General features: G+C 67.4%; 23 protein-coding genes. 4 read left to right on the top strand and 19 right to left on the bottom strand.

Annotated elements, in window-relative coordinates; all coding sequences use genetic code 11:
- Positions 1 to 6: 6 nt before the first annotated feature.
- Both ACSR87_RS03175 and crtID read right to left on the bottom strand, forming a co-directional pair.
- Positions 7 to 957, bottom strand: a complete 951-nt coding sequence (locus tag ACSR87_RS03175) for a prenyltransferase (protein WP_498529465.1) — start codon at positions 955 to 957, stop codon at positions 7 to 9.
- The gene (gene crtID, locus ACSR87_RS03170) at positions 954 to 2,456 is read right to left on the bottom strand and encodes a bifunctional phytoene desaturase/3,4-desaturase (RefSeq protein WP_498529464.1); all 1,503 of its coding nucleotides are present in this window, start codon (positions 2,454 to 2,456) and stop codon (positions 954 to 956) included. The genes ACSR87_RS03175 and crtID overlap by 4 nt, the downstream gene beginning before the upstream one ends.
- A gap of 95 nt (positions 2,457 to 2,551) precedes the next feature.
- Here crtID and ACSR87_RS03165 point away from each other — a divergent pair, with 95 nt between their 5' ends.
- Entirely contained in the window at positions 2,552 to 3,244 is a 693-nt protein-coding gene (locus ACSR87_RS03165; RefSeq protein ID WP_498529463.1) for an SDR family NAD(P)-dependent oxidoreductase, read from the top strand.
- 75 nt (positions 3,245 to 3,319) lie between these two features.
- Positions 3,320 to 4,141, top strand: a complete 822-nt coding sequence (locus ACSR87_RS03160; protein ID WP_498529462.1) for a ZIP family metal transporter — start codon at positions 3,320 to 3,322, stop codon at positions 4,139 to 4,141.
- 34 nt (positions 4,142 to 4,175) lie between these two features.
- On the opposite strand, the gene ACSR87_RS03155 is transcribed toward ACSR87_RS03160, so the two are convergent.
- The 3 genes from ACSR87_RS03155 to ACSR87_RS03145 all read right to left on the bottom strand — a co-directional run bounded on the left by ACSR87_RS03155 (position 4,176) and on the right by ACSR87_RS03145 (position 6,917).
- Complete coding sequence (locus ACSR87_RS03155) at positions 4,176 to 5,486, bottom strand: phosphoribosylamine--glycine ligase (RefSeq protein ID WP_498529461.1); 1,311 nt, start codon at positions 5,484 to 5,486, stop codon at positions 4,176 to 4,178.
- 61 nt (positions 5,487 to 5,547) lie between these two features.
- Positions 5,548 to 5,913, bottom strand: coding sequence for a DUF8060 family membrane protein (locus ACSR87_RS03150; RefSeq protein ID WP_498529460.1), 366 nt, complete (start codon positions 5,911 to 5,913; stop codon positions 5,548 to 5,550).
- Positions 5,910 to 6,917, bottom strand: a complete 1,008-nt coding sequence (locus tag ACSR87_RS03145; protein WP_498529459.1) for a DUF7490 domain-containing protein — start codon at positions 6,915 to 6,917, stop codon at positions 5,910 to 5,912. Before ACSR87_RS03145 ends, ACSR87_RS03150 begins: the two co-directional genes overlap by 4 nt.
- 163 nt (positions 6,918 to 7,080) lie before the next feature.
- On the opposite strand from ACSR87_RS03145, the gene ACSR87_RS03140 reads away from it, so the two are divergent.
- Together ACSR87_RS03140 and ACSR87_RS03135 are read left to right on the top strand one after the other, a co-directional pair.
- Positions 7,081 to 7,239, top strand: coding sequence for a DUF1059 domain-containing protein (locus ACSR87_RS03140; protein WP_158250835.1), 159 nt, complete (start codon positions 7,081 to 7,083; stop codon positions 7,237 to 7,239).
- Between the two features lie 50 nt (positions 7,240 to 7,289).
- Complete coding sequence (locus ACSR87_RS03135; protein WP_004062428.1) at positions 7,290 to 7,691, top strand: universal stress protein; 402 nt, start codon at positions 7,290 to 7,292, stop codon at positions 7,689 to 7,691.
- A gap of 30 nt (positions 7,692 to 7,721) precedes the next feature.
- Here ACSR87_RS03135 and ACSR87_RS03130 read toward each other — a convergent pair whose 3' ends face one another.
- From ACSR87_RS03130 to ACSR87_RS03065, 14 genes are all read right to left on the bottom strand, one after another.
- Positions 7,722 to 8,423 (bottom strand): hypothetical protein, encoded by a 702-nt coding sequence (locus ACSR87_RS03130; protein WP_498531025.1) that lies wholly within the window; start codon positions 8,421 to 8,423, stop codon positions 7,722 to 7,724.
- Positions 8,424 to 8,524: 101 nt separating this feature from the next.
- Entirely contained in the window at positions 8,525 to 9,766 is a 1,242-nt protein-coding gene (locus ACSR87_RS03125; protein ID WP_008575805.1) for an ornithine cyclodeaminase, nickel-pincer nucleotide-dependent, read from the bottom strand.
- Positions 9,767 to 9,866: 100 nt separating this feature from the next.
- Positions 9,867 to 10,358, bottom strand: a complete 492-nt coding sequence (locus tag ACSR87_RS03120; RefSeq protein WP_008575807.1) for a hypothetical protein — start codon at positions 10,356 to 10,358, stop codon at positions 9,867 to 9,869.
- Between the two features lie 69 nt (positions 10,359 to 10,427).
- Positions 10,428 to 11,369: an alpha/beta hydrolase gene (locus ACSR87_RS03115; protein ID WP_498529458.1), complete on the bottom strand. Its 942-nt coding sequence runs from the start codon at positions 11,367 to 11,369 to the stop codon at positions 10,428 to 10,430.
- A complete protein-coding gene (locus ACSR87_RS03110) occupies positions 11,366 to 11,722 on the bottom strand; it encodes a DUF8159 domain-containing protein (RefSeq protein WP_498529457.1) in 357 nt (118 codons plus the stop codon). The genes ACSR87_RS03115 and ACSR87_RS03110 overlap by 4 nt, the downstream gene beginning before the upstream one ends.
- Positions 11,723 to 11,824: 102 nt before the next feature.
- Positions 11,825 to 12,553 (bottom strand): hypothetical protein, encoded by a 729-nt coding sequence (locus ACSR87_RS03105; protein WP_498529456.1) that lies wholly within the window; start codon positions 12,551 to 12,553, stop codon positions 11,825 to 11,827.
- Between the two features lie 170 nt (positions 12,554 to 12,723).
- On the bottom strand, positions 12,724 to 14,193 hold the full coding sequence (secY, locus tag ACSR87_RS03100; protein ID WP_004062422.1) for a preprotein translocase subunit SecY: 1,470 nt from the start codon (positions 14,191 to 14,193) through the stop codon (positions 12,724 to 12,726).
- Positions 14,194 to 14,196: 3 nt separating this feature from the next.
- Positions 14,197 to 14,694 (bottom strand): uL15m family ribosomal protein, encoded by a 498-nt coding sequence (locus tag ACSR87_RS03095; protein WP_498529455.1) that lies wholly within the window; start codon positions 14,692 to 14,694, stop codon positions 14,197 to 14,199.
- A complete protein-coding gene (locus ACSR87_RS03090) occupies positions 14,691 to 15,155 on the bottom strand; it encodes a 50S ribosomal protein L30 (protein ID WP_498529454.1) in 465 nt (154 codons plus the stop codon). Before ACSR87_RS03090 ends, ACSR87_RS03095 begins: the two co-directional genes overlap by 4 nt.
- Complete coding sequence (locus tag ACSR87_RS03085) at positions 15,155 to 15,799, bottom strand: 30S ribosomal protein S5 (protein ID WP_004042565.1); 645 nt, start codon at positions 15,797 to 15,799, stop codon at positions 15,155 to 15,157. The genes ACSR87_RS03090 and ACSR87_RS03085 overlap by 1 nt, the downstream gene beginning before the upstream one ends.
- Complete coding sequence (locus ACSR87_RS03080) at positions 15,796 to 16,350, bottom strand: 50S ribosomal protein L18 (protein ID WP_004062419.1); 555 nt, start codon at positions 16,348 to 16,350, stop codon at positions 15,796 to 15,798. The genes ACSR87_RS03085 and ACSR87_RS03080 overlap by 4 nt, the downstream gene beginning before the upstream one ends.
- Positions 16,350 to 16,805, bottom strand: coding sequence for a 50S ribosomal protein L19e (locus tag ACSR87_RS03075; RefSeq protein ID WP_004042571.1), 456 nt, complete (start codon positions 16,803 to 16,805; stop codon positions 16,350 to 16,352). The genes ACSR87_RS03080 and ACSR87_RS03075 overlap by 1 nt, the downstream gene beginning before the upstream one ends.
- The gene (locus ACSR87_RS03070; protein WP_498529453.1) at positions 16,805 to 17,512 is read right to left on the bottom strand and encodes a 50S ribosomal protein L32e; all 708 of its coding nucleotides are present in this window, start codon (positions 17,510 to 17,512) and stop codon (positions 16,805 to 16,807) included. The genes ACSR87_RS03075 and ACSR87_RS03070 overlap by 1 nt, the downstream gene beginning before the upstream one ends.
- Positions 17,512 to 18,048 (bottom strand): 50S ribosomal protein L6, encoded by a 537-nt coding sequence (locus tag ACSR87_RS03065; protein ID WP_004042575.1) that lies wholly within the window; start codon positions 18,046 to 18,048, stop codon positions 17,512 to 17,514. Before ACSR87_RS03065 ends, ACSR87_RS03070 begins: the two co-directional genes overlap by 1 nt.
- Between the last annotated feature and the right edge of the window lie 4 nt (positions 18,049 to 18,052).

Genomic DNA, 18,052 nt, shown 5'->3' with positions numbered 1-18,052 from the left:
TCGCCTTCACCCATTGACGAGCCTCCAGAGCGCCCCGAGGGTGATGAGCATACCGACGACAGTGTTGATGACGGGGTACCACCAGTACGCCCGGTCCACGTCGACGCCGGCGGCGACGATGCCGAGGACGACGACCGGATAGGCCGCCAAGAGCGCGCCGAGTCGGAGGTCGACCGCGGCGAAGGCGAGCGCGGCGAGGCCCCACGTCGCGGCGCAGTACCAGTAGGTCCGGCGCTCGCCGAGGGCCGTCGCGGTCGTCCGAATCCCGGCCTCGCGGTCGGGTTCGATGTCGGGAATCGCGGAGAACGTGTGCATCCCCATCGTCCAGAGCCACGCGCCCGCGACGGCGAGCATCGGTGGGTTCGACCCCGAGACGGCCGCGTAGGCGGCGACGCCCGGCAGGACGTACAGGCCGTTCGACACCGAGTCGAGAAGCGGCGTCGTCTTGAACCGAAGCGGCGGCGCGCTGTACTCGACGGCGAGGAAGAAGTGCGCGGCCAGCCACGGCCACGCGACCCGCGGGACGAGGACGAACAGGCCGAGTCCGAGCAGGCCGCTCGCGGCGACGACGGCGGTGTTCACCGGGTCGCCGCGCCAGCGGGCCTCGCGGTCGTCCTTCTTCGGGTTCGCCTCGTCCACGTCGGCGTCGAACACGTCGTTGACGCCGTAGAGAAAGACGTTCGCGGGGACGAGGAAGTACGCGAACAGTGCGACCGGTTCGAGGGCGAACAGGTCGGCCGGGGTGCTCGCGGCGGCCGCGACGCCGACGACGACGGGGCCGGCGAGGTAGAGCCAAAACCGGGGCCGCGAGAGGACCGCGAGGTAGACGAGCCGGTCGCGGAGCCCGCCGTTCTCGGGTCCGCTACCGCCGGGTGCGCCTCCCTGGCGGTCCTCGCGGTCCTCGCGGTCCTCACCGCCTTCACCGGCCTCGGTCCCTGCGGCCATGTCGGCGCTCACCTCGCGTCGTCGGCCATCTCCTCGGCGGTGAGCTGGCCGCTGATGAGACACATCGGGACGCCGATGCCCGGGGTGGTGAACGAGCCGGTGAAGTAGAGGCCGTCGACCGCGTCGGAGCCGTGCGGCGGGCGGAGCAGCGCCGTCTGGAACAGTGTGTGCGCGAGACCGAGCGCGGTCCCCTGCGTGCTGTTGTAGCGCTCCTTGAAGTCGTTCACGCAGAACGACTCCTCGACGACGATTCTGTCGCGGAGGTCGACGCCGGTATTCTCGGCGATGTCGTCGAGGACGAGGTCGCGGTAGCGCTCGCGCTGTTCGGGCGTGTCCTCCAACCCGGCCGCGATGGGGACGAGCGCGAACAGATTGCTGTGGCCCTCGGGTGCGACCGAGTCATCCGTCTTCGACGGCACACAGAGGTAGTACGCGGGGTCGTCGGGCCACGCGGGGTCGTCGAATATCGTCTCGAAGTGGTCGTCCCAGTCGGTGGGCAAGACGAGCGTGTGGTGGGCGAGTTCGTCCACGTCGCCCTCGACGCCGAGGTAGAGCAGGAACGCCGAGGGGGCGTACGTCCGTGAGTCCCAGTAGTCGGCGTCGTACTGGCGCTTTTTCTCCGGGAGGAGTTCCTGTTCGGTGTGGGCGTAGTCGGCGTCGGAGACGACCTGGTCGCAGAGGAACTCGCGGCCGTCTTCGGTGCGGACGGCGAACCCGCCGCGGCGACCGGCGATTTCGGCCACGGGCGAGTCGGTGTGGAACTCGACGCCCAACTCCTCGGCGAGGTCGACGATGGCGTCGACGACGCCCGCGAGGCCGCCGTCGGGGTAGTAGACGCCCATGTTGAAATCGACGTGGCTCATGAGGTTGTAGAGCGCCGGCGTGTTGTTCGGCGCGCCGCCGAGAAAGACCAGCGTGTACTGCATTATCTGCTGGAGCTTCGGGTGGTCGAAGTAGTTCTCGACGTGGTCCTGCATCGACCCGACGAGCGACAGTCCCCACGAGTACCGGAACACGTCGAGGTCGATGTAGTCGGTGAGGTCCGGGCGGTCGGTGTAGACGAAGTGCTCCATCCCGATGCGGTAGTTCCGCTCGGCCTTCCGGAGGTAGTCGTCGAGCCTGTCGCCCGCGCCGGGCTCGTAGGACTCGAAGGTGGCCTTGTTGGCCGCCACGTCGGGGAGCATATCGACCCGGTCGCCGTCCTTGAAGAAGATGCGGTAGTGGGGGTCCAGCTGCGTCAGTTCGTAGTAGTCCTCGGGCCGCTTGCCGAAGTAGGCGAAAAAGCGCTCGAACACGTCGGGCATGAGATACCACGACGGCCCCATGTCGAACCGGAAGCCGTCGCGTTCGAGCGTGCTGGCTCGGCCGCCGAGCTGTTCGTTCTTCTCCAACAGCGTCACGTCGGCACCGGCGTCCGCGAGATAGCACGCCGTCGAGAGGCCGCCGAAGCCGCCGCCGATGACGACGACGGACTCGCCGGCGAGAGAGTCGAGAGCCGAGACAGAATTCATGTCCGTTCGTACGGACGTTGAGGGCATAAATCGACTGACCGAATCGACCGCAGTCGGGGGGTAGCTTTAGGCTCGGGCCCTCCCTACGGCCCCGCATGAACGACACCACCGCGGTGGTCACGGGTGCGAGTTCCGGCATCGGCGCGGCGGTCGCGCGCGCCCTCGGTCGCGCCGGCGCGACGGTCGTCGTCTGCGCCCGCGACGGCGACGCCCTCCGGGCTGTCGTCGACGATATCGAACGCGGCGGCGGCAGCGCCAGCGCGGTCCGCGCCGACGTGCGCGACGAACTTGACATGGAGCGCCTGATGGAGACGGCGGCCCGCGCCGGCGGACGCATCGACGTACTCGTCGCCAACGCCGCCGTCGCCCACGGGACGCCCGGCGAGATGCCCGCGCCCGAGGACTCGTACGCGGCGTTCGACGACACCCTCAGGACCAACGTCCGCGGCGTCTTCGCGGCGGTCAAAGAGGCGCTCCCGCACATGGCCGACGACGGGCGAATCCTCGTCCCCTCCGGCTCCGTCGCCCGCGAGGCGAAGCCCGGAATGGGCGCGTACGCCGTCTCCAAGGCGGCCGCCGAGGCGCTCGTCCGACAGTTCGCCGCCGACTGCGACCGGACCGTGACGGTCGTCGACCCGGGCCTCGTCGCCACCGACCTCACCGGCGGGCAGGGCCGCGACCCCGACGACGTGGCCGACCTGTTCGTCTGGGCGGCGACCGACGCCGACCCCGCCGAGTTCGACGGCGACATCGCGGACCTCAAGGCGTGGAAACGGGCGACGCGCTGAGGCCTCCCACCGTTTCGACCCACCCGTTCCGCCGGAACCGCGACCCTTATTAATACCAATCGGTTCGTTCACAATATGAACCGTTCGACGGCCATCGGCGCGGGGAGCGTCGCGGCGCTCGTCGCGCTCTCCGCGTACGCCGCGAGCGTCGAGGCGTGGAATCTCCTCGTCGTCTCGTGGGCCGCCTTCGGCGCGATGGCGTTCGCCGCCCCCCTCGGCGCGCGGAGTCGGACCGAACACGCCGAGGGCCTCGTCTGGGGCTACGGCCTCGCCAGCGGCGCGATGGTGACGAGCGCCGCGGTGTTTCTGGTCCCGCAGGCGCTCGGCCATCACCCCCAGTTCGGCGGCTTCGGCATCGCCTTCGGCATCCTCGCGGGCTTCGCCGCCCACACCGTCGGCCACCGCTTCGCCCACATGGAGTTCCCCGTGGACCGCACCGTGACCGAACTCTCGGCGCACGCCATCTCCGCGGGCGCGATTATCGGTATCGTCTACGGGAACATCGACGTGGGCGTCGGCCTCGGCCTCGCTATCGTCTCGCACAAGGGACCGGCCGGGTACGCGGCCGCCCGCCGGCTTTCGGGTCGGGGCGAGTCGGTCGCGCCGTTGCTCCTCCCCGCGGCGGGCCTCGGTATTGCCGCCATCATCTCCAGCGCGGTGTCGCTCCCCGCGACCGACGCCTTCCGCGGGGTCGTCTTCGGCTTCGCCTCCGGCGTCTTCCTCCACGTCGCCATGGACTTCCTCCCGCGCTGTGAAATCGGCAGCGAGATTCACGAACTGCTGTCGGTCGAAGACGGCCACGCCCACGCGATTCTCGACCGCCTCCGGGTCCACGCCGCGCTGAGCACCGGCGTCGGCGGCCTCGCCGTCTTCGCCGCGTGGCTGGTGCTCACCTAACCGACTCCCGACGAACCGACGCCCGACGGCTCCACTATTCGCCGGCCGGCCCGAGGTAGCCCCACGCGAGCAGTCGGTCGCCGTCGCCGGCTATCCAGCGCTCGCCGATGTCGTCGCGGTAGTACAGGTTCGGGATGACGATGTCGTCGACGCGGTCGTACGCCTGTTTTCTCGCCTCCTGCATCGTCTCGCCCTTCCCGGTGACGACGAGCGGGATACCGCTTTCGCCGGCGGCGCGCCACTGTCCGTCGACGAGTTTCGCGTCCTCGATGTGGACGCCTTCGCGGCTGTCGGTCTCGAAGACGACCGCCGCGTTGCGGGAGTTCTCGTCGTAGGTTTTCTCGTCGGTGAAGGGGAACGGCGGCAGGACGATGCGGACCGCGATTTGGTAGCCGCCGTGGACCGAAAGCTCGGGGTTGTTGCCGTGGGCGAGGTCGAAGAAGAACTGCGCGGTCGACGACTCGAACGACTCCTCTTGGAGCGTAATCGTCGGGTAACCGAACCGCGGCGTGAACTCCAGCGGGTAGATACCGTGTTCGTTGACGATGCAGTTGATGTCGATGCTCCCGACGTAGCCCTCCGCGGCGAGCCACGGTTCGAGCCGGCCCAGCGTCTCCTCGAACAGTCGGTTCCGCCCGGCCCAGAACATCGACGTGCCCATCTCGCCGGTCGAGGGACCGATGTTGCCCGGAAACAGCTTCTTGTGCTCGAAGTTGAAGTTCACCGGGTCGACGAACGACTTCCCGTTGAAGAAGCCGCAGACGGCGATTTCGACGCCTTCGACCTTCCGCTGGAGCTGAAAGCCCTTCATCCGGTGGCCCCACGCCTGCTTGTACGCGCGGAGCACCTCGACCACGTCGCTGCCGTCGTCCTCGTTGCCGACGTAGAGGAGGCGCTTGACGTTCTGCACCTCGCCGAGCGGCTTTATGACGTAGGGCGCGCGGTTCCGCCGGACGTACTCGATTCCCTCGTCGAAGTCGCGGAAGACGCGCTGTTCGACCGTGTTGACGCCGTGTTCTTCGAGCACGTCCATCGCGTAGCCGCGGTCCTCTTCGAGGCGGTCGGTGTTCGGCGTCCCGCCGACCACGGCGTGGCCCTCCTCGCGGAGCTCCTGAGCGAGCGCGCCGGTGCCGATGTCGGAGCCGACCCAGATGTCGTCGAAGACGATGACGTCGGCCCAGTCGACCTCCGCGCGCCAGTCGTCGGTCTTCGGGACGAAGCCGTCGCCGATTTCCGCGTCCTGCCCGGCCTCGATGTAGTACCGTACGTCGTGGCCCTCTCTGCGGACCTGCCACGCGAGGTCGGTGATGAGCGCGGCGTCCGCCGACACGAAGAGGAAGTTCATATCTCTCGACTCGGGCGGCGGCCTGAAAACTGTGTTCGTGGTGAGAGGTAGCGCGGGCCGCTCAGTCGCTCGCCAGCCGGCGAAGCTGAACGGAGACGCCGAGCGCCGCCCCGAGGAGCAACACGAGGTTGAACGCCATCTGGAACGGCGCGCGGTACTCGGGGTTCACCCACGTCGTGATAGTCTGGCTGGCGTTGAGGTAGAACTGTAACGCCGCGATAAGCGCGAGCAACAGCAGTCCCGCGAGGACGGCGTAGTCGAGGAAGCGGCGCATCCGCTCCGCGAACTCGCGGTTCTCGCTTTCTTCCTCGTCGGTCGGCTCCGGGGTGGGCTCTCGAAGCCTGTCGGCCCCGGGCGCGTCGTCGTCGGCCGTCGGTGGCTCGTCGGTCGTCGACTGCGCTGTCTCCGTCGGCGTCTCGTCGCTCATTTCGACCACCTCCGTGCGGCGAAGACGGCCGCGAGCAGTCCCACGACCGCCACTATCGGTCCGAATCCGGGTGCCTGCGAGGAAGTCTCGGTCTGCTCGTAGTCGGTTCGCTGCGGCACGTCGCCGTCGCCGTTCTCGAAGTCTTCGACGCGGAGTTCCACGTCCTCTCTGGTCTGGTTCACGCTAATCGTCCTCGTTGGGTTCAGGTTCGCCGCGCCGCGGGCGGTGTCGATGACGACTCCGTCGCGGAGCAACACGGCGTCGATGTAGTAGTTGTAGTCGTTCGGGACGCTCGCCGACGCGTCCACCGTCTCGGTTCGCCCGGCTTCGATGGTCCCCGCGTCGACCGTCGTCCGAGAGGCCACGATGTTGGACTCGGCCTGCCGGAGGACGAACAGCACCGAGAGGTCCTCGGCCGGGTCGTCGCCGGCGTTCGCCAGCGTCGCCGTCAGGTCGAGCGTCGTCCGGTCCTCGCCGGTCTCCGCGATGGCGAAGGAGACGGGCGGAAGCGCCTCGCTGTCGGTGAACGAGGTGGTCGACTGGAGGTACGGCGGCTTGATAGCCGAGACGCCGCGGACGCTCTTTCGCGCCTCGTCGACCCGCTCGTCGTCGCTGTATAGGACGACCTCGACGTCGTAGCCGCCTTCGCGGGGGACCGTGAGGTTGGTCGTCGTCGCCGTCTCACCGTCCTTCGAGAGCGTCCCCACGTCGAGTTCCTGCGTCGTCGTCAACAGCCCCGACTCGGCGTCGACGGCGCGGACGAGGACGCTCACGTTCTGCGTGGGATTGCCTCGGTGGTCGATTCGTGTCTCGATTTCGAGGGTGACCGTCTCCCCCGTCGCCTCCCCGGCCGCGATGGAGACGCCGGCGACGTCCACCGGACCGGGACGGACGGGCCCGTCGTCGGTGGGGTCCGCGATGACCCCCGGAACGACGGCGGCGGCGACGAGCGCCACGACCACGACGCCGACCGCTCCGGCGGTAAGGAGGGCGTTTCTTTCCATACCCGACTGACATTTACGATTGGGTAAATGTTTTGTCCCCGACAGGGTGACGGCGCGGGCGACGCGACGGAGACGCCGCGGCCGCGGGAACCGCCCCGCCACCGAGAGTGTCATGGTGAGTGTGAACACAGGCTTTGCCATCGGAGCGCGTATCTGTACTGCTATGTCGAAGGCGATGCAGCAGGCGACGTGTTCGTGCGGGTTCAGCGTGACATCCGAGAACAGAAACGAGGTGGTGAAAGTGATTCAGGAACACGCCCACGACGAACACGGAAAAGAGATGACGAGAGACGACGTGCTGGCGATGATGAAGCAGGCCTGACGAGCGCGGTCGGGCGTGGATTTTTATAGGACGGCGTAGCGATATGGGACATGGCAACATACGTTATCGGGACGAACTCGGTCCACACGAGCGCCGAAGTCTGCGACTACCTCTCACGGCGCATCGACGCCGGCGACGTGGTCCACGTCGTCAACTCCCACCCCGGCGGCGACGACACCGACAGCGAGGACGTCCGCGACGGCGAAGACGCGCTGAACGTCGTCGTCTCCCGACTCGGTGACCTCGTGGACGTAGAGACCCACCAGTACATCCGCGGCAACGACGCCGCCGACGACGTCCTCCAGTGCGCCGACGAACACGACGCTGACGAAATCGTCATCGGCATCCGAAAGCGCAATCCGACCTCGAAAATCGTCTTCGGGAGCACGGCACAGGACGTGCTGTTACACTCGAACATCCCGATGGCGGTCGTCCCGCTCGAAAAAGTCTGAGTGGCGCGCCCGAGACTGGCCGCGGCCGGCTCAGTCGCCGGCCCGGTACTCGACGAGTTCCATCTCGAACGCCGGCGTGTCGTCGCCTTCCTCCTCGTAGAACGCCACGTAGCCCGGCAGCGGGCTCTCCGGGGTGACGCAACTCTCCCAGAAGACGCTCCCGTTCGTCCGGACGACGAACGCTGCACACTCTAAGCCGGCGTAGGTCGATAGCGCTTCGACTTCGAAGCTGACGGTCCCGTTGGGGCCCGAGGACTCCCAGCTGTCGCCGACGCTGAGGGTCTCGCCGTCGACGCCGTTGTAGTACGGCGAGTCGAATCCGAGGGTGGCGACCGACCCCGACGGTGTCCCGGCGAGTTCGCCGTACACCTCGTCCGGCGGCGCGGTCACGGTCTGTTCGGTCGTCCCGTTGGGCGTGACCAGTTTCGTCCGAACCGTCACCTCGTCGTCGGTCGCGGAGACGACCTCCCACTCGTAGGTCGCGGTGCCGTCGATACTCCGACTCTCGATATCGTAGCGGTAGTACTGCCCGGCCCGGTACCGCTGGTCCCACGTTTCGTTGAACGTGACTGAGGTGCGTTCGGCGGCGTTGCCGCTCTGGTTGGCCGACTCGCCGTCGGCGGTCGTCGTCGCGTCTGTCGCGTCTGTCGTCGGTTCGGTCGCGGCCGTGGCGTCGCCGCCGACGCCGCCCCCGCACCCGGCGAGGAGAACCATGACCGCGGCGAGGAGCACTCGCGCTGCTTTGGGTTGCATACAGGACACGAGAGACCACCCGGGGTCATAATAGACACGTCAGACGGCGCGCCGCGGCGGAACGGGCGGGGGCGACCCGGTCAGTTGTCGTCGTCGGCTTCGAGCACCTTCTCGGCGAGCGTCGGCACGAACGTCCCGATGTCCGTGACCATCCCGATGGCCTGCGAGGAGCCGCGGTCGAGCAGTTGCGTGACGGTCGCGGGGTTGATGTCCACGCAGACGGTCTTGGCCGTCGACGGCAGGCAGTTGCCGACGGCGACCGAGTGCAGGAGCGTCGAGAGCATCAGCACCATGTCGGCGCGGTGGGCCTGCTCGCGGATGGCGTTCTGGGCCTCGATGGTGTCGGTGATGGTGTCCGGCAGCGGGCCGTCGTCCCGAATCGACCCCGCGAGGACGTACGGCACGTCGTGTTTCACGCACTCGTACATCACGCCTGACTCGATGAGTCCCTCCTCGACGGCCTCGGCGATGCCGCCGGCGCGGATGACCTCGCTGATGGTGTAGATGTGGTGTTTGTGGCCCTTTCGGGGGTGTTCCATCGTCTCCATGTCCATCCCGAGGGAGGTGCCGTACAGCCCGCGTTCGATGTCGTGGGTGGCGAAGCCGTTGCCGGCCGAAATCATGTCCACGTAGCCCTCGCGGACGAGTTCGGCGAGGGCGTCGCCGCCGCCGGAGTGGATGAGCGCCGGCCCGGCGACGACGAGGACGTTCCCGCCGTCGGCTTTGGTCTCGCGGAGCGCCTCGGCGACCTCGCCGATGAGCGACTCCGAGGGGCGCTCCGAGGAGACGCCGCCCTGCATGAACCCGAAGGGACCGGAGGCGTCGCGGGGGCGCTCCGGCGGCTTGACGCGAATCCCCGCCTCGTCGGTGACGACGAGGTCGCCCTCCTCGATGCCGTTGAGGACCTTCGTGTAGGCCCGCGGGCCGTCGTCGGTCTCCTCGACGACTATCGCACAATCCATCTCGATGTCCTCGACCGGGAGCCACTCGCCTTGATACCGAACGTCGGTCGGGTGGTTCGTCGTCGAGTAAAAGCCCACGGGGACGACCCGGTCGGCCGGCGAGGCCTCGACGCGGGCGTCGACGGGGTCCGTGAGGTTCGCGCCGATTTGGTGGAGTTCGTGCAGTATCTCCTGGAGCGTCTCGCGGTCGTCCGCGGACACCGACATCCGGCAGTAGGAGGGCTCGTCTTTCTGCCGGCCGACGTCGAACTGCTCGACGTCGAAGTCGCCGCCGAGGTCCATCACGATGCCCATGGCCTGTTGCATCATCCCCGAGTCGATGATGTGACCGTCGAGTTCGACCGTGCGCGTGAACGTCATCGATAGAGAGACGGGGAAGGCGGCAAAGTGGGTTACGGACGCGCGGACGGGGCGACGCTGAGAAAAGCCGGGGTCGGTCGGCGTTCAGTTCGGGTCGGGCTCAGAGGAAGAAGCTCTTGAACGTGTTGGCGACGGTCCAGACGACCTGGTCGACGGGGTGGCCCCGCTCGCCGTTGACGCGGATGCGGTCGTCGGAGAGGGCGCTTCGCACCTCGGCCATCGGCTCGGGCGACTCGGCGATGGTTTCGAGCGTCTCTCGGTCCGTCGTGATTCGGGTCGACGCCTCGCTGTCGGGGCCGGTCGACAGGTCCTCGATTCGCATGTCGTCTCGCACCGACGCGGAGAACACCCGAGTCTCGCCCCCGTCTTCGACGTAGACGTTCACCGTTCGCCCCGCGACGAGACTCCGGGCGAACGAGACGTCTAACTCTTCGACGTTGTCGTTGTACAGCGCGACCCCCTCTTCGAGGAGCCGTTGTGTGTCGGCGTCGCTCGGCGTCTCCGACTCCTGTGCGACCACCGGCGCGGACGCGGCCACCGTGACGAGCGCGACGGCGAGGAACAACGAGACGAGACGGGTGGATGTGGACATTTCTGTGTGGTATAGGCCTGCCGAGGTCATAATGGTTCGCGCGAGCGTTCAACGGATTGACGACTTCCGTCAGCGAACCGTTCGGAGGAACGACAGGAGATGGCCGAACGTCTGTTCGAACGCCCGGTCGTAGTGGTCGAAGTGACCCACGGGGAGTTCGACGAGCGTCGCGTCCGGAAGTTCGTCCGCGAGGGCGGCGACCGCGTCGGCGGGCGCGAGGTCGTCGCGAGTTCCCGAAACGAGGAGCGCCGGGCAGGTGACCGCGTCCGGGTCGGGAAGCGCTCGGTAGCGAAGGAACGAGAGGAACAGCCGAGCGGGCGTCTCGTCGCGCCACGCGCTCCCCGGGGGCACGAGGTCGCGGTAGGCGGCGCGCACGCCGGGGTCCTCGAAGACGGCCATCGACGAGCCGTCGCCGACGACCGGGACGCGATACGGACCCAAAAGCCGCGACTGGAGTCTGTCGCGGACGCCGGCCGCGAGTGCGGCGAGCGCGCCTTTGACGCCGCGTCCCCGCGTGACGGCTTTCCCGTCGAGCATCGGATTCTGGGCGACGACGGCGGCGACGCGACCGTCTTCGGCCGCTGCGCGGAGGGCGTAGCCGCCGGAGAGCCCCGCACCCCAGAGGACGAGCGAGCGGGAGTCGATTTCGTCGCGCCCGCGGAGCCCCGAGAGCGCGGCGTGCCAGTCGGCAATCTGCGAGTCGGGGTCGACGAGGTTCCGGGGCTCGCCGTCGGAGTCGCCGGTGTGTCGGTAGTCGAAGAGGAACGCCGCGTAGCCAGCCTCGGCCAGTCGCTCGGCGTAGGGTCGAAGTCCGAAGCGACGCTCCGCGGCGAGTTCGCCAGCCATGACGACTACCGGCGGCGACTCGACGCCGTCGGGTCGGTAGAGCCAGCCCGCGCAGTTCGTCCCCTCGCTCTCGAACGTCAGCGCGACGCGCGAGTACTCGAAGTGCGAGGGCCGACGCGGGCCGCGCGCGGCTGGCGGCTCGCCGCGGTGACGCCACGCGCTCACGCGTCGCCCTCCTCGTAGAGGCTGTCGAGGACGCGCTGGGACAACTCCTCGTCGTCGAGCGCGTAGCCATTGTACGCTCGAATCCAGTCGGCTTCGAGCGTCCACGTCGCCTGCACGTCGCCCTCGCTTCGGAGCACCGTCGCCTCGACGGTTCTCGGGTCGAACTCGTCGTCGCGGGCGAGTTCGAGGAAAGCCGTGACCGCGCGGCCCACTTCGCCGTGATCGGGTTCGACGTCCGGGAACGCCGTGAGATACGTCAGCGAGACGGCGTCGTCGAGCGAGACCGATTCGACGCTGATGCCGTTGCCGCGGAGCGCCTCCTCGACGGCGGTCGCCGGTTCGAGGTCGTTCATACCACGCGATACGACTGCCGGCGGCTAAACGTTTGCCGCGAGACAGAACGACGTGCGGGTCCGACCGACGGCGTCGCGCCGGGTCGACAGGGACGAACCGGGTCAGTCCGCGCTCGCGTCGGCCCGGCGAAGCGCGTCGTGGAGCGAAAACAGCGGCTCGATGTCGCCGGCGGCGTAGTCGACGAGGAGTCGAGTGAGTTCGGCGTGCGTCCGCGTGTGGTCGAGTTCCGCGACGACGCCCTCGACGTACGCCTCGCCCAGCGCCTCGCCGACGTGCGCGCCCTTGACGTGGTCGGCCTCGACGCCGAGGCGGTCGAGGTAGCCCGCCGGGAGGTCGTAGTCGTCGTACCAGACGGTCGGCTGGTCGACGCCCGCCTCCTTGCACGCCTTCCACAGCGCCGGGATGTCGCGGTTCGGCCGGACCGCCTCCGGGTACGCCTCGGCGGCGAGCGTCCCGAGGTCGACGTGGTCCGCGAACAGCGCGTCGATTCGACGCGGCGCGTCCGTCCAGACGCCGGCGTCGGCGACGCGGTCGGCCCACGCGCGGAGGTGGTGTTCGTCGAAGTACTCGCCGTTGTAGGTGACGACGCCCTCGCCGCCCGCGCCGCGGGCCTCGCACCACTCGACGACCCGCCGGAGGAGGTCGGCCGTGTGGGCGAGCGACCAGTCGCCGTCGCGGAGGAGCACCTCGACGTCGACGGTAGCGTCGTCGCCGGCGCGGTGGCCGAGACCGACGGCGACCAACTCGAAGTCGTCGGTGTTCCGGAAGTCGCTCGGCTGACCGTTCGGGCTTGCCGTCTCGATGTCGACCGCGAGTCGCCCCTCGTGCATACCCCGCTGTTCCGCCGGCGGGAGTCAAAAGTGGCCGGATTATCCGGCAAGCCGGGCGGTCCGAGACGAACGCGCCGCTATCCGGTCGAGCGCGGCAGAAATGAAGTGAAGTGGAAGTGACGTTCGCCGCGGGTGTGCGGCGGCAGTCGAGCGCGTCGGGACCCGGCTCGCTACTCGGAGCCGAACATGTTGCGCATCATCGGGTGCATCTCCATGAGCTGTTCCTCCGCGATCTCCTCGTACAGCTTGTACGTGATGGAGACCGTAAGGAGCAGCCCCGTCCCGGAGACTGCGCCGATGGTGCCGAGCATGTTCGCCATGACGGCGAGCAGGCCGACGAGCGCGCCACCGATGACGGTCACCTGCGGGATGTACCGCTCCATGACCTTCTCGATGACCTGCGGGTTACGGCGGAAGCCGGGAATCTGCATCCCGGAGTTCTGAATCTGCTGCGCGGTCGATTCCGGACCCATGCCCGTCGTCTCGACCCAGAAGATCGCGAACACCGCGCCACCGACGATCATGAAGATCAGGTCGATGAGCACGCGGATGGCGATATCGAGCGGGTCGGCCGACGTGAGTCCGAGGAACCACATCCAGTCGGACCGCGACTGGATGGGCGCGAGATAGTAGAACAGGCCACCTGTGACCTGTCCGCTCGTGTACTGGCCGAGCCACGCTGGCATGCCGACCCACGAGGAGTTGAGGAAGCGCCCGAGGAACTGGATGTTCGCCTGCAGGGCGCGAACGAGGATCATCGGCAGGACGCTCGCATAGATGAGCTTCACCGGGAAGCGGCCGCGGGCACCCTTCACGCGGGCGTGCGAGAGGGGAATCTCGACGCGGACGCTCTCGGCGTAGACGACGATGCCGAAGATGAGCAACGTCGTAATGAGCGCGAGCAGCTGTCCCTGACCGAGGAAGACCGTCGATAGCAGGTCGGTCGGCGAGGCCGGCAGTTCGATGGCACCGGTGATGATGCCGATCCACGTCGCGAAGAAGCCCGACGTGCCGCCGAGGCCCTGCCAGCTGAACAGCCCGCCGACGAGCTGTTGGCTGACGCCGGCGATAATGAACAGGCCGACCCCGGAGCCGACGCCCCACTTGCTGACGATCTCGTCCATGAATAGGATGAGGACGCCACCGACGGCGATCTGCGCGAAGATGAGTCCCTTCACGCCGACCGTGCCGATACCGAGCGATGTCGCTACGGCCTGGTCGGCCGGCAGGAAGTTGCCGGCGAACACCATCGGCAGGCCCGTCAGGCAGATCATGACCCCGACGAGCAGCTTCTGCAGTCCCTGATAGAGGACCTGATCGCGCGGGTTGTTGTCCGTGTCGAGCCCGAGCAGGTCAGCACCGCCGAGCAGTTGTAGAACGATGCTCGCGGTGACGATGGGACCGATGCCCAGCTGGAGCACCGAACCCTGCTGGCCGGCCAAGATGGACCGGAACTGACCGAACAGGTCGTTCGCGGTCGCGGCGTCGAGGCCGAACAGCGTCACGTTCGTCAGGAAGAAGTACAAGACGAGAATGCCGCCGGTCCACCCGAGCTTCCGGCGGAACGGAACGTGTCCCTCCGGTCGGGCGACTGCGGGCATCCGCGAAAGCACTGGTTCGGCGGCGTCCTTCCATCCCATGATTTATTCCTCGTCGTCTTCGTCGGCGTCGGCCGATTCCTCGGCTTCAGCCGCTTCTTCCGCGCGTTCGGAGAGTTCGGCGTCGCCGCCGGCCTCTTCGATGAGTTCGACGGCACCGGCCGTGAAGGCGTCGGCGACGACGTGCAGTTCGTTGCGGACCTGCCCGCCGCCGAGCACCTTCACGACGTCCGCTTCCCAGCCGTCCTCGGCCACGTCGCGGGCGTCGATGACGTAGGTGTCGCCGTCCTTCTCGGCGACTCCGTCGGCCGCGAGGAGCGCCGCGTCCTCGTCGAGCTTCTGGACCTTGACTTCAGCGATGTCGTCCTGCAGGACATCCGGTCGCTTGAAGCCGTGCTTGCCGAGCGGCTCGTAGTTGTGGAACTCGTGTTTGTCGCGTCCGGCGCGGCCGCGACCGCCGCGGTGACCGGCACCGCGTCGGTTCTTGTGCGTACCGCCGCTGTGCGTGCGGGAACCGCGTTGGCGTCGCTTCTTGGACGTCATCGCATGTCCTCCAGGAGTTCGTCGATCTGTTCGGTGCTGTGCTTACCGAGCTGGCCGCCTTCCTTGGTGACGTGCTTCTGTCCGCGGTGGCCGCCGCGCGGCGGGTGCAGACGGAGCACGGGGGAGACGCCCTGCTCTCGCAGCGTCGTCTCCTCGTCGACGATGGCCTGCGCGAGCGCAGCCACGTCGTCGTAGTCGGTGTTCTCGGAGACCCACTCGTCGGTGATGTCGCCGTCGCCCTCCTCGGGCTCGGCGCGCGTGCTGATGAGGGTCTCGACGACGTCGACGCTCGGCTCGCCGTGCGCGACGAAGTCGTTGACCTTCGAAATCATCCCGCGGTAGGCGTCGGTCTCGGGCACGAACGTCGCGTGGTTCACGCGGTGGATGTTGAGCATCGTGAGCGTGTCGCGGATGTCCTGTGCGATGTTGACCTCACCGCGAAGCTGAACGATAGCCTGCATTATTCGCGCACCTCCTGACGGACTTCACGAGCGCGCCGCGGCGTGCGGGACTGCGACGCATTCTTGAGCGCGTTGTAGGTCGCCTTCGCGAGGTTGACCGTGGTCCGGGTGTTCCCGTCGCTCTTGGTCCAGGCGTCCTGGACGCCGGCGAGTTCGAGGATGTTCCGGACGGTCTCTGCGGCCGCGAGGCCGAGACCCTGCGGGGCGGGGATGATACGGACCGTCACGGAGCCGGCCTTCCCCTCTGCCTTGCGCGAGAGGGAGTTGAGGCCGCCTGCGCGGTCTTCCCACGACCCGGAGCCGCGGTCTACCTTGATGATGTTCAGTTTCGCCACCTCGATGGCTTTCTGGATGGCACCGCCGACCTGGTCGTCGCGGGCCTCAGCGTAGCCGAGGTAGCCGTCACGGTTCCCGACTGCGACGACACACCGGAACTTCACCCGGCGGCCGGAGTCGGTCATGCGCTGGACCATGTTGATGTCGAGCACCTCGTCGTCCAGTCCGGGAAGGAGCTGGTCGACGAGCTGGGGTTCCTTGAGCGGAAGTCCCGTCTCGAGCGCCTGGTCCATCGACGTGACGTCGCCGTTCTGCACCATGCGGCCGAGCCGCGTTCGCGGCTCCCAGCCGTTGTTATTGCTGCTCATTCGTCCTCCTGAAGGTTCCCGAGCACTTCGTCGAAGTGGTCGGGGAGGTTCGTGGCATCGAACTCTCCACTGTAGAGCGGCTCGTCGAGCTGCTCTGCGTACTCTGCGATGTGGACACCGCGGTTGCGGTCCCAGTCAGCGAGTACTGCGTCGTTGTGGGGAATTTCGAGGCCAGCGTCGATAGCACCCTCCTGCACCGCGAAGACCTTGTTTCCGGGCGTGGCCGTGTTGAGGCCGATGTCGAGGACCGCTTCCTCGACGCCGGCGGCCAGCGCCCGCTTACCTGCCAGATACCCCGTGAGGTACGCGCTCGGGAGGTTGCCCGTGGGGGCTTCCCAGCCGTACTCGTCGAGGTCGGCAGAGGTCGCTGCAGCGTGGGTCTCGTCGCCCTGCGGGCCCGGAGTGACCAGCTGCGCCCTGACGTGCTTGTTGCTCACGCGAGCGACAAGGCGGGGCTTGCCCGATTTCAGCAGGCGCAACCTTTGATGGTAATCGGTCCGGACTTCGCGGCGACGCCGCATCGGAACCTTGTATCGTGGTCCGGTCGCCATTATTGAATCTCCACCTGGTAGTTGTTCTGAATGTATGCTTCGAGCCGGTCCACGCTATCGAATTCGCCACCGGACGCCTTGTTGTAGAGCGTGCGGTACTGGGAACGGTCGAGCGTTCCGTCCTCGCGAAGCTCCTTCAGGCGACGGCGCTGGGCGCGGATTCGGCTGACCCATGCGTCTTTCTTGTTCTGTCGAGCGCCGGAACGACCCTTGCGGGAGCCGGCACCCTTGCGGTGGCCGTAGGAACGCTTGGCGGCGCGCTCGCGTGCGCGACCTTTCGAGTTGCCCTTGGCGTCCTTGGCGCGAATCGTGCCCTCGTCGACGAGTTCACGGATGTCTTCGCGCGTGATGGCCTCCGCGATTTCGGCCTGTTCTTCGGGGTCGAACCACACTCGGCTCTTGCCGACGTCGAGGACATCGGCCGCCATTCGCTTCTGCGCTTTGAGGTCCGTCATCAGTTATCCACCTCGACTTCGACGTAGGTGGGGTTGAGGACGCGAATCTCGCGGTCCTCACACGCTTCCTCGATGCGCTCGCGCTTGCGCGCGCCGACCGAGGAGGCGATACGAACTGCCTGCGTATCGCCGTCGATGCCTTCGAGGTCGTCCGTGTTGAACACGCGGACCTCTTCGAAGCCCGACGGGTGAAGGCCGCGGGCGGCCTTCGGCGTGCGGTAGCCCGCCTCGACCTTGGCGCCCTTGCCCTTGATTCCGATACGCTGTTTGGAGAGACCACCACGGGGGCGACGCCACGACGTGGGCGTGCGCTTCTTCTTGTGGTAGTCCTGCCGGTTGAACTGCGGCTTGCCCTCGCGGCGCTTCTGCGCCAGGGCTTCCGCGGTTTCGTCGTCGAGCTGGGGCTTCTTGTCCGCGTGACCGCGGGGCTGAAGCTCCGTCTCGACCTCTTCGGCTTCCTCTTCCTCAGGCTCGGCTTCGGACTCGTCTTCGACTTCGGCCTCGGCCTCGTCGGAGACCTCGAGGCCACCGACATCGGCTTTGATACGCGCGGCGAGCGCGTTCCCGATGCCGTCGACCTCGGCCAGTTCGGACTGGCTCGCGGCCTGTACGTCGTCGACGCTCTCGAAGCCGGCTTCGCGGAGCGCGTCGGCCTTCGACGGGCCGACGCCGCTGATGTCTTCGAGTTCGGTGATTTCTTCCGACATTAGGCATCACCAGTCTGCGGTTTCTGGGTGATGTACACGCCGTCGGTGAACACGCGAGTGTCCTTGTCCTTGACGCGGGTGAGTTGTTCGATGTCGGCGGCGGTCTGCCCGACGTCCTCCTTGTTGGAGCCCGTCAGGGTGAGTTCTTCGCCGTCGACCTGTACGTCCGTGTCGCCGCGAATCTGCGCTCGTCGCGGGGACTTCTCGCCGAGGAAGTTCTTGATGACCACGTCGCTGCCTTCCACGCTGACCTGCATCGGGAAGTGAGCGTAGTGGACTTCCATCTTGTACTCCCACCCCTCGGTCGCGCCGTGAAGCATGTTGTTCACGTGGCTCTCGAAGGTACCGATGGTCGCGTTGGTCTTCGCGTTCTCGACGTCGCTCTCGATGACGACAGCGCCGTCTTCGGCAGAGACCGAGACGTTCGGGTACCAGAGGCGCTTGGTGACGCTTCCGTTGGGGCCCTCGATGGTGAGCTCGAGGTTTTTGACCTCGGCGGATACCTCGTCCGGGATTTCGATTTCTATTCGGCTCATTGTA

It is taken from the genome of Haloferax sp. SDI50 (assembly GCF_059802635.1).
Note: the sequence above shows the minus strand (reverse complement) of the source record. Positions and strands in the feature narration are given on the sequence as shown.

Coding starts and splice junctions, on each gene's coding strand:
- crtID (WP_498529464.1), bottom strand. CDS start 2,456: ATGAATTCTGTCTCGGCTCTCGACTCTCTCGCCGGCGAGTCCGTCGTC.
- ACSR87_RS03165 (WP_498529463.1), top strand. CDS start 2,552: ATGAACGACACCACCGCGGTGGTCACGGGTGCGAGTTCCGGCATCGGC.
- ACSR87_RS03160 (WP_498529462.1), top strand. CDS start 3,320: ATGAACCGTTCGACGGCCATCGGCGCGGGGAGCGTCGCGGCGCTCGTC.
- ACSR87_RS03155 (WP_498529461.1), bottom strand. CDS start 5,486: ATGAACTTCCTCTTCGTGTCGGCGGACGCCGCGCTCATCACCGACCTC.
- ACSR87_RS03150 (WP_498529460.1), bottom strand. CDS start 5,913: ATGAGCGACGAGACGCCGACGGAGACAGCGCAGTCGACGACCGACGAG.
- ACSR87_RS03145 (WP_498529459.1), bottom strand. CDS start 6,917: ATGGAAAGAAACGCCCTCCTTACCGCCGGAGCGGTCGGCGTCGTGGTC.
- ACSR87_RS03140 (WP_158250835.1), top strand. CDS start 7,081: ATGTCGAAGGCGATGCAGCAGGCGACGTGTTCGTGCGGGTTCAGCGTG.
- ACSR87_RS03135 (WP_004062428.1), top strand. CDS start 7,290: ATGGCAACATACGTTATCGGGACGAACTCGGTCCACACGAGCGCCGAA.
- ACSR87_RS03125 (WP_008575805.1), bottom strand. CDS start 9,766: ATGACGTTCACGCGCACGGTCGAACTCGACGGTCACATCATCGACTCG.
- ACSR87_RS03120 (WP_008575807.1), bottom strand. CDS start 10,358: ATGTCCACATCCACCCGTCTCGTCTCGTTGTTCCTCGCCGTCGCGCTC.
- ACSR87_RS03110 (WP_498529457.1), bottom strand. CDS start 11,722: ATGAACGACCTCGAACCGGCGACCGCCGTCGAGGAGGCGCTCCGCGGC.
- ACSR87_RS03105 (WP_498529456.1), bottom strand. CDS start 12,553: ATGCACGAGGGGCGACTCGCGGTCGACATCGAGACGGCAAGCCCGAAC.
- secY (WP_004062422.1), bottom strand. CDS start 14,193: ATGGGATGGAAGGACGCCGCCGAACCAGTGCTTTCGCGGATGCCCGCA.
- ACSR87_RS03095 (WP_498529455.1), bottom strand. CDS start 14,694: ATGACGTCCAAGAAGCGACGCCAACGCGGTTCCCGCACGCACAGCGGC.
- ACSR87_RS03090 (WP_498529454.1), bottom strand. CDS start 15,155: ATGCAGGCTATCGTTCAGCTTCGCGGTGAGGTCAACATCGCACAGGAC.
- ACSR87_RS03085 (WP_004042565.1), bottom strand. CDS start 15,799: ATGAGCAGCAATAACAACGGCTGGGAGCCGCGAACGCGGCTCGGCCGC.
- ACSR87_RS03080 (WP_004062419.1), bottom strand. CDS start 16,350: ATGGCGACCGGACCACGATACAAGGTTCCGATGCGGCGTCGCCGCGAA.
- ACSR87_RS03075 (WP_004042571.1), bottom strand. CDS start 16,805: ATGACGGACCTCAAAGCGCAGAAGCGAATGGCGGCCGATGTCCTCGAC.
- ACSR87_RS03070 (WP_498529453.1), bottom strand. CDS start 17,512: ATGTCGGAAGAAATCACCGAACTCGAAGACATCAGCGGCGTCGGCCCG.
- ACSR87_RS03065 (WP_004042575.1), bottom strand. CDS start 18,048: ATGAGCCGAATAGAAATCGAAATCCCGGACGAGGTATCCGCCGAGGTC.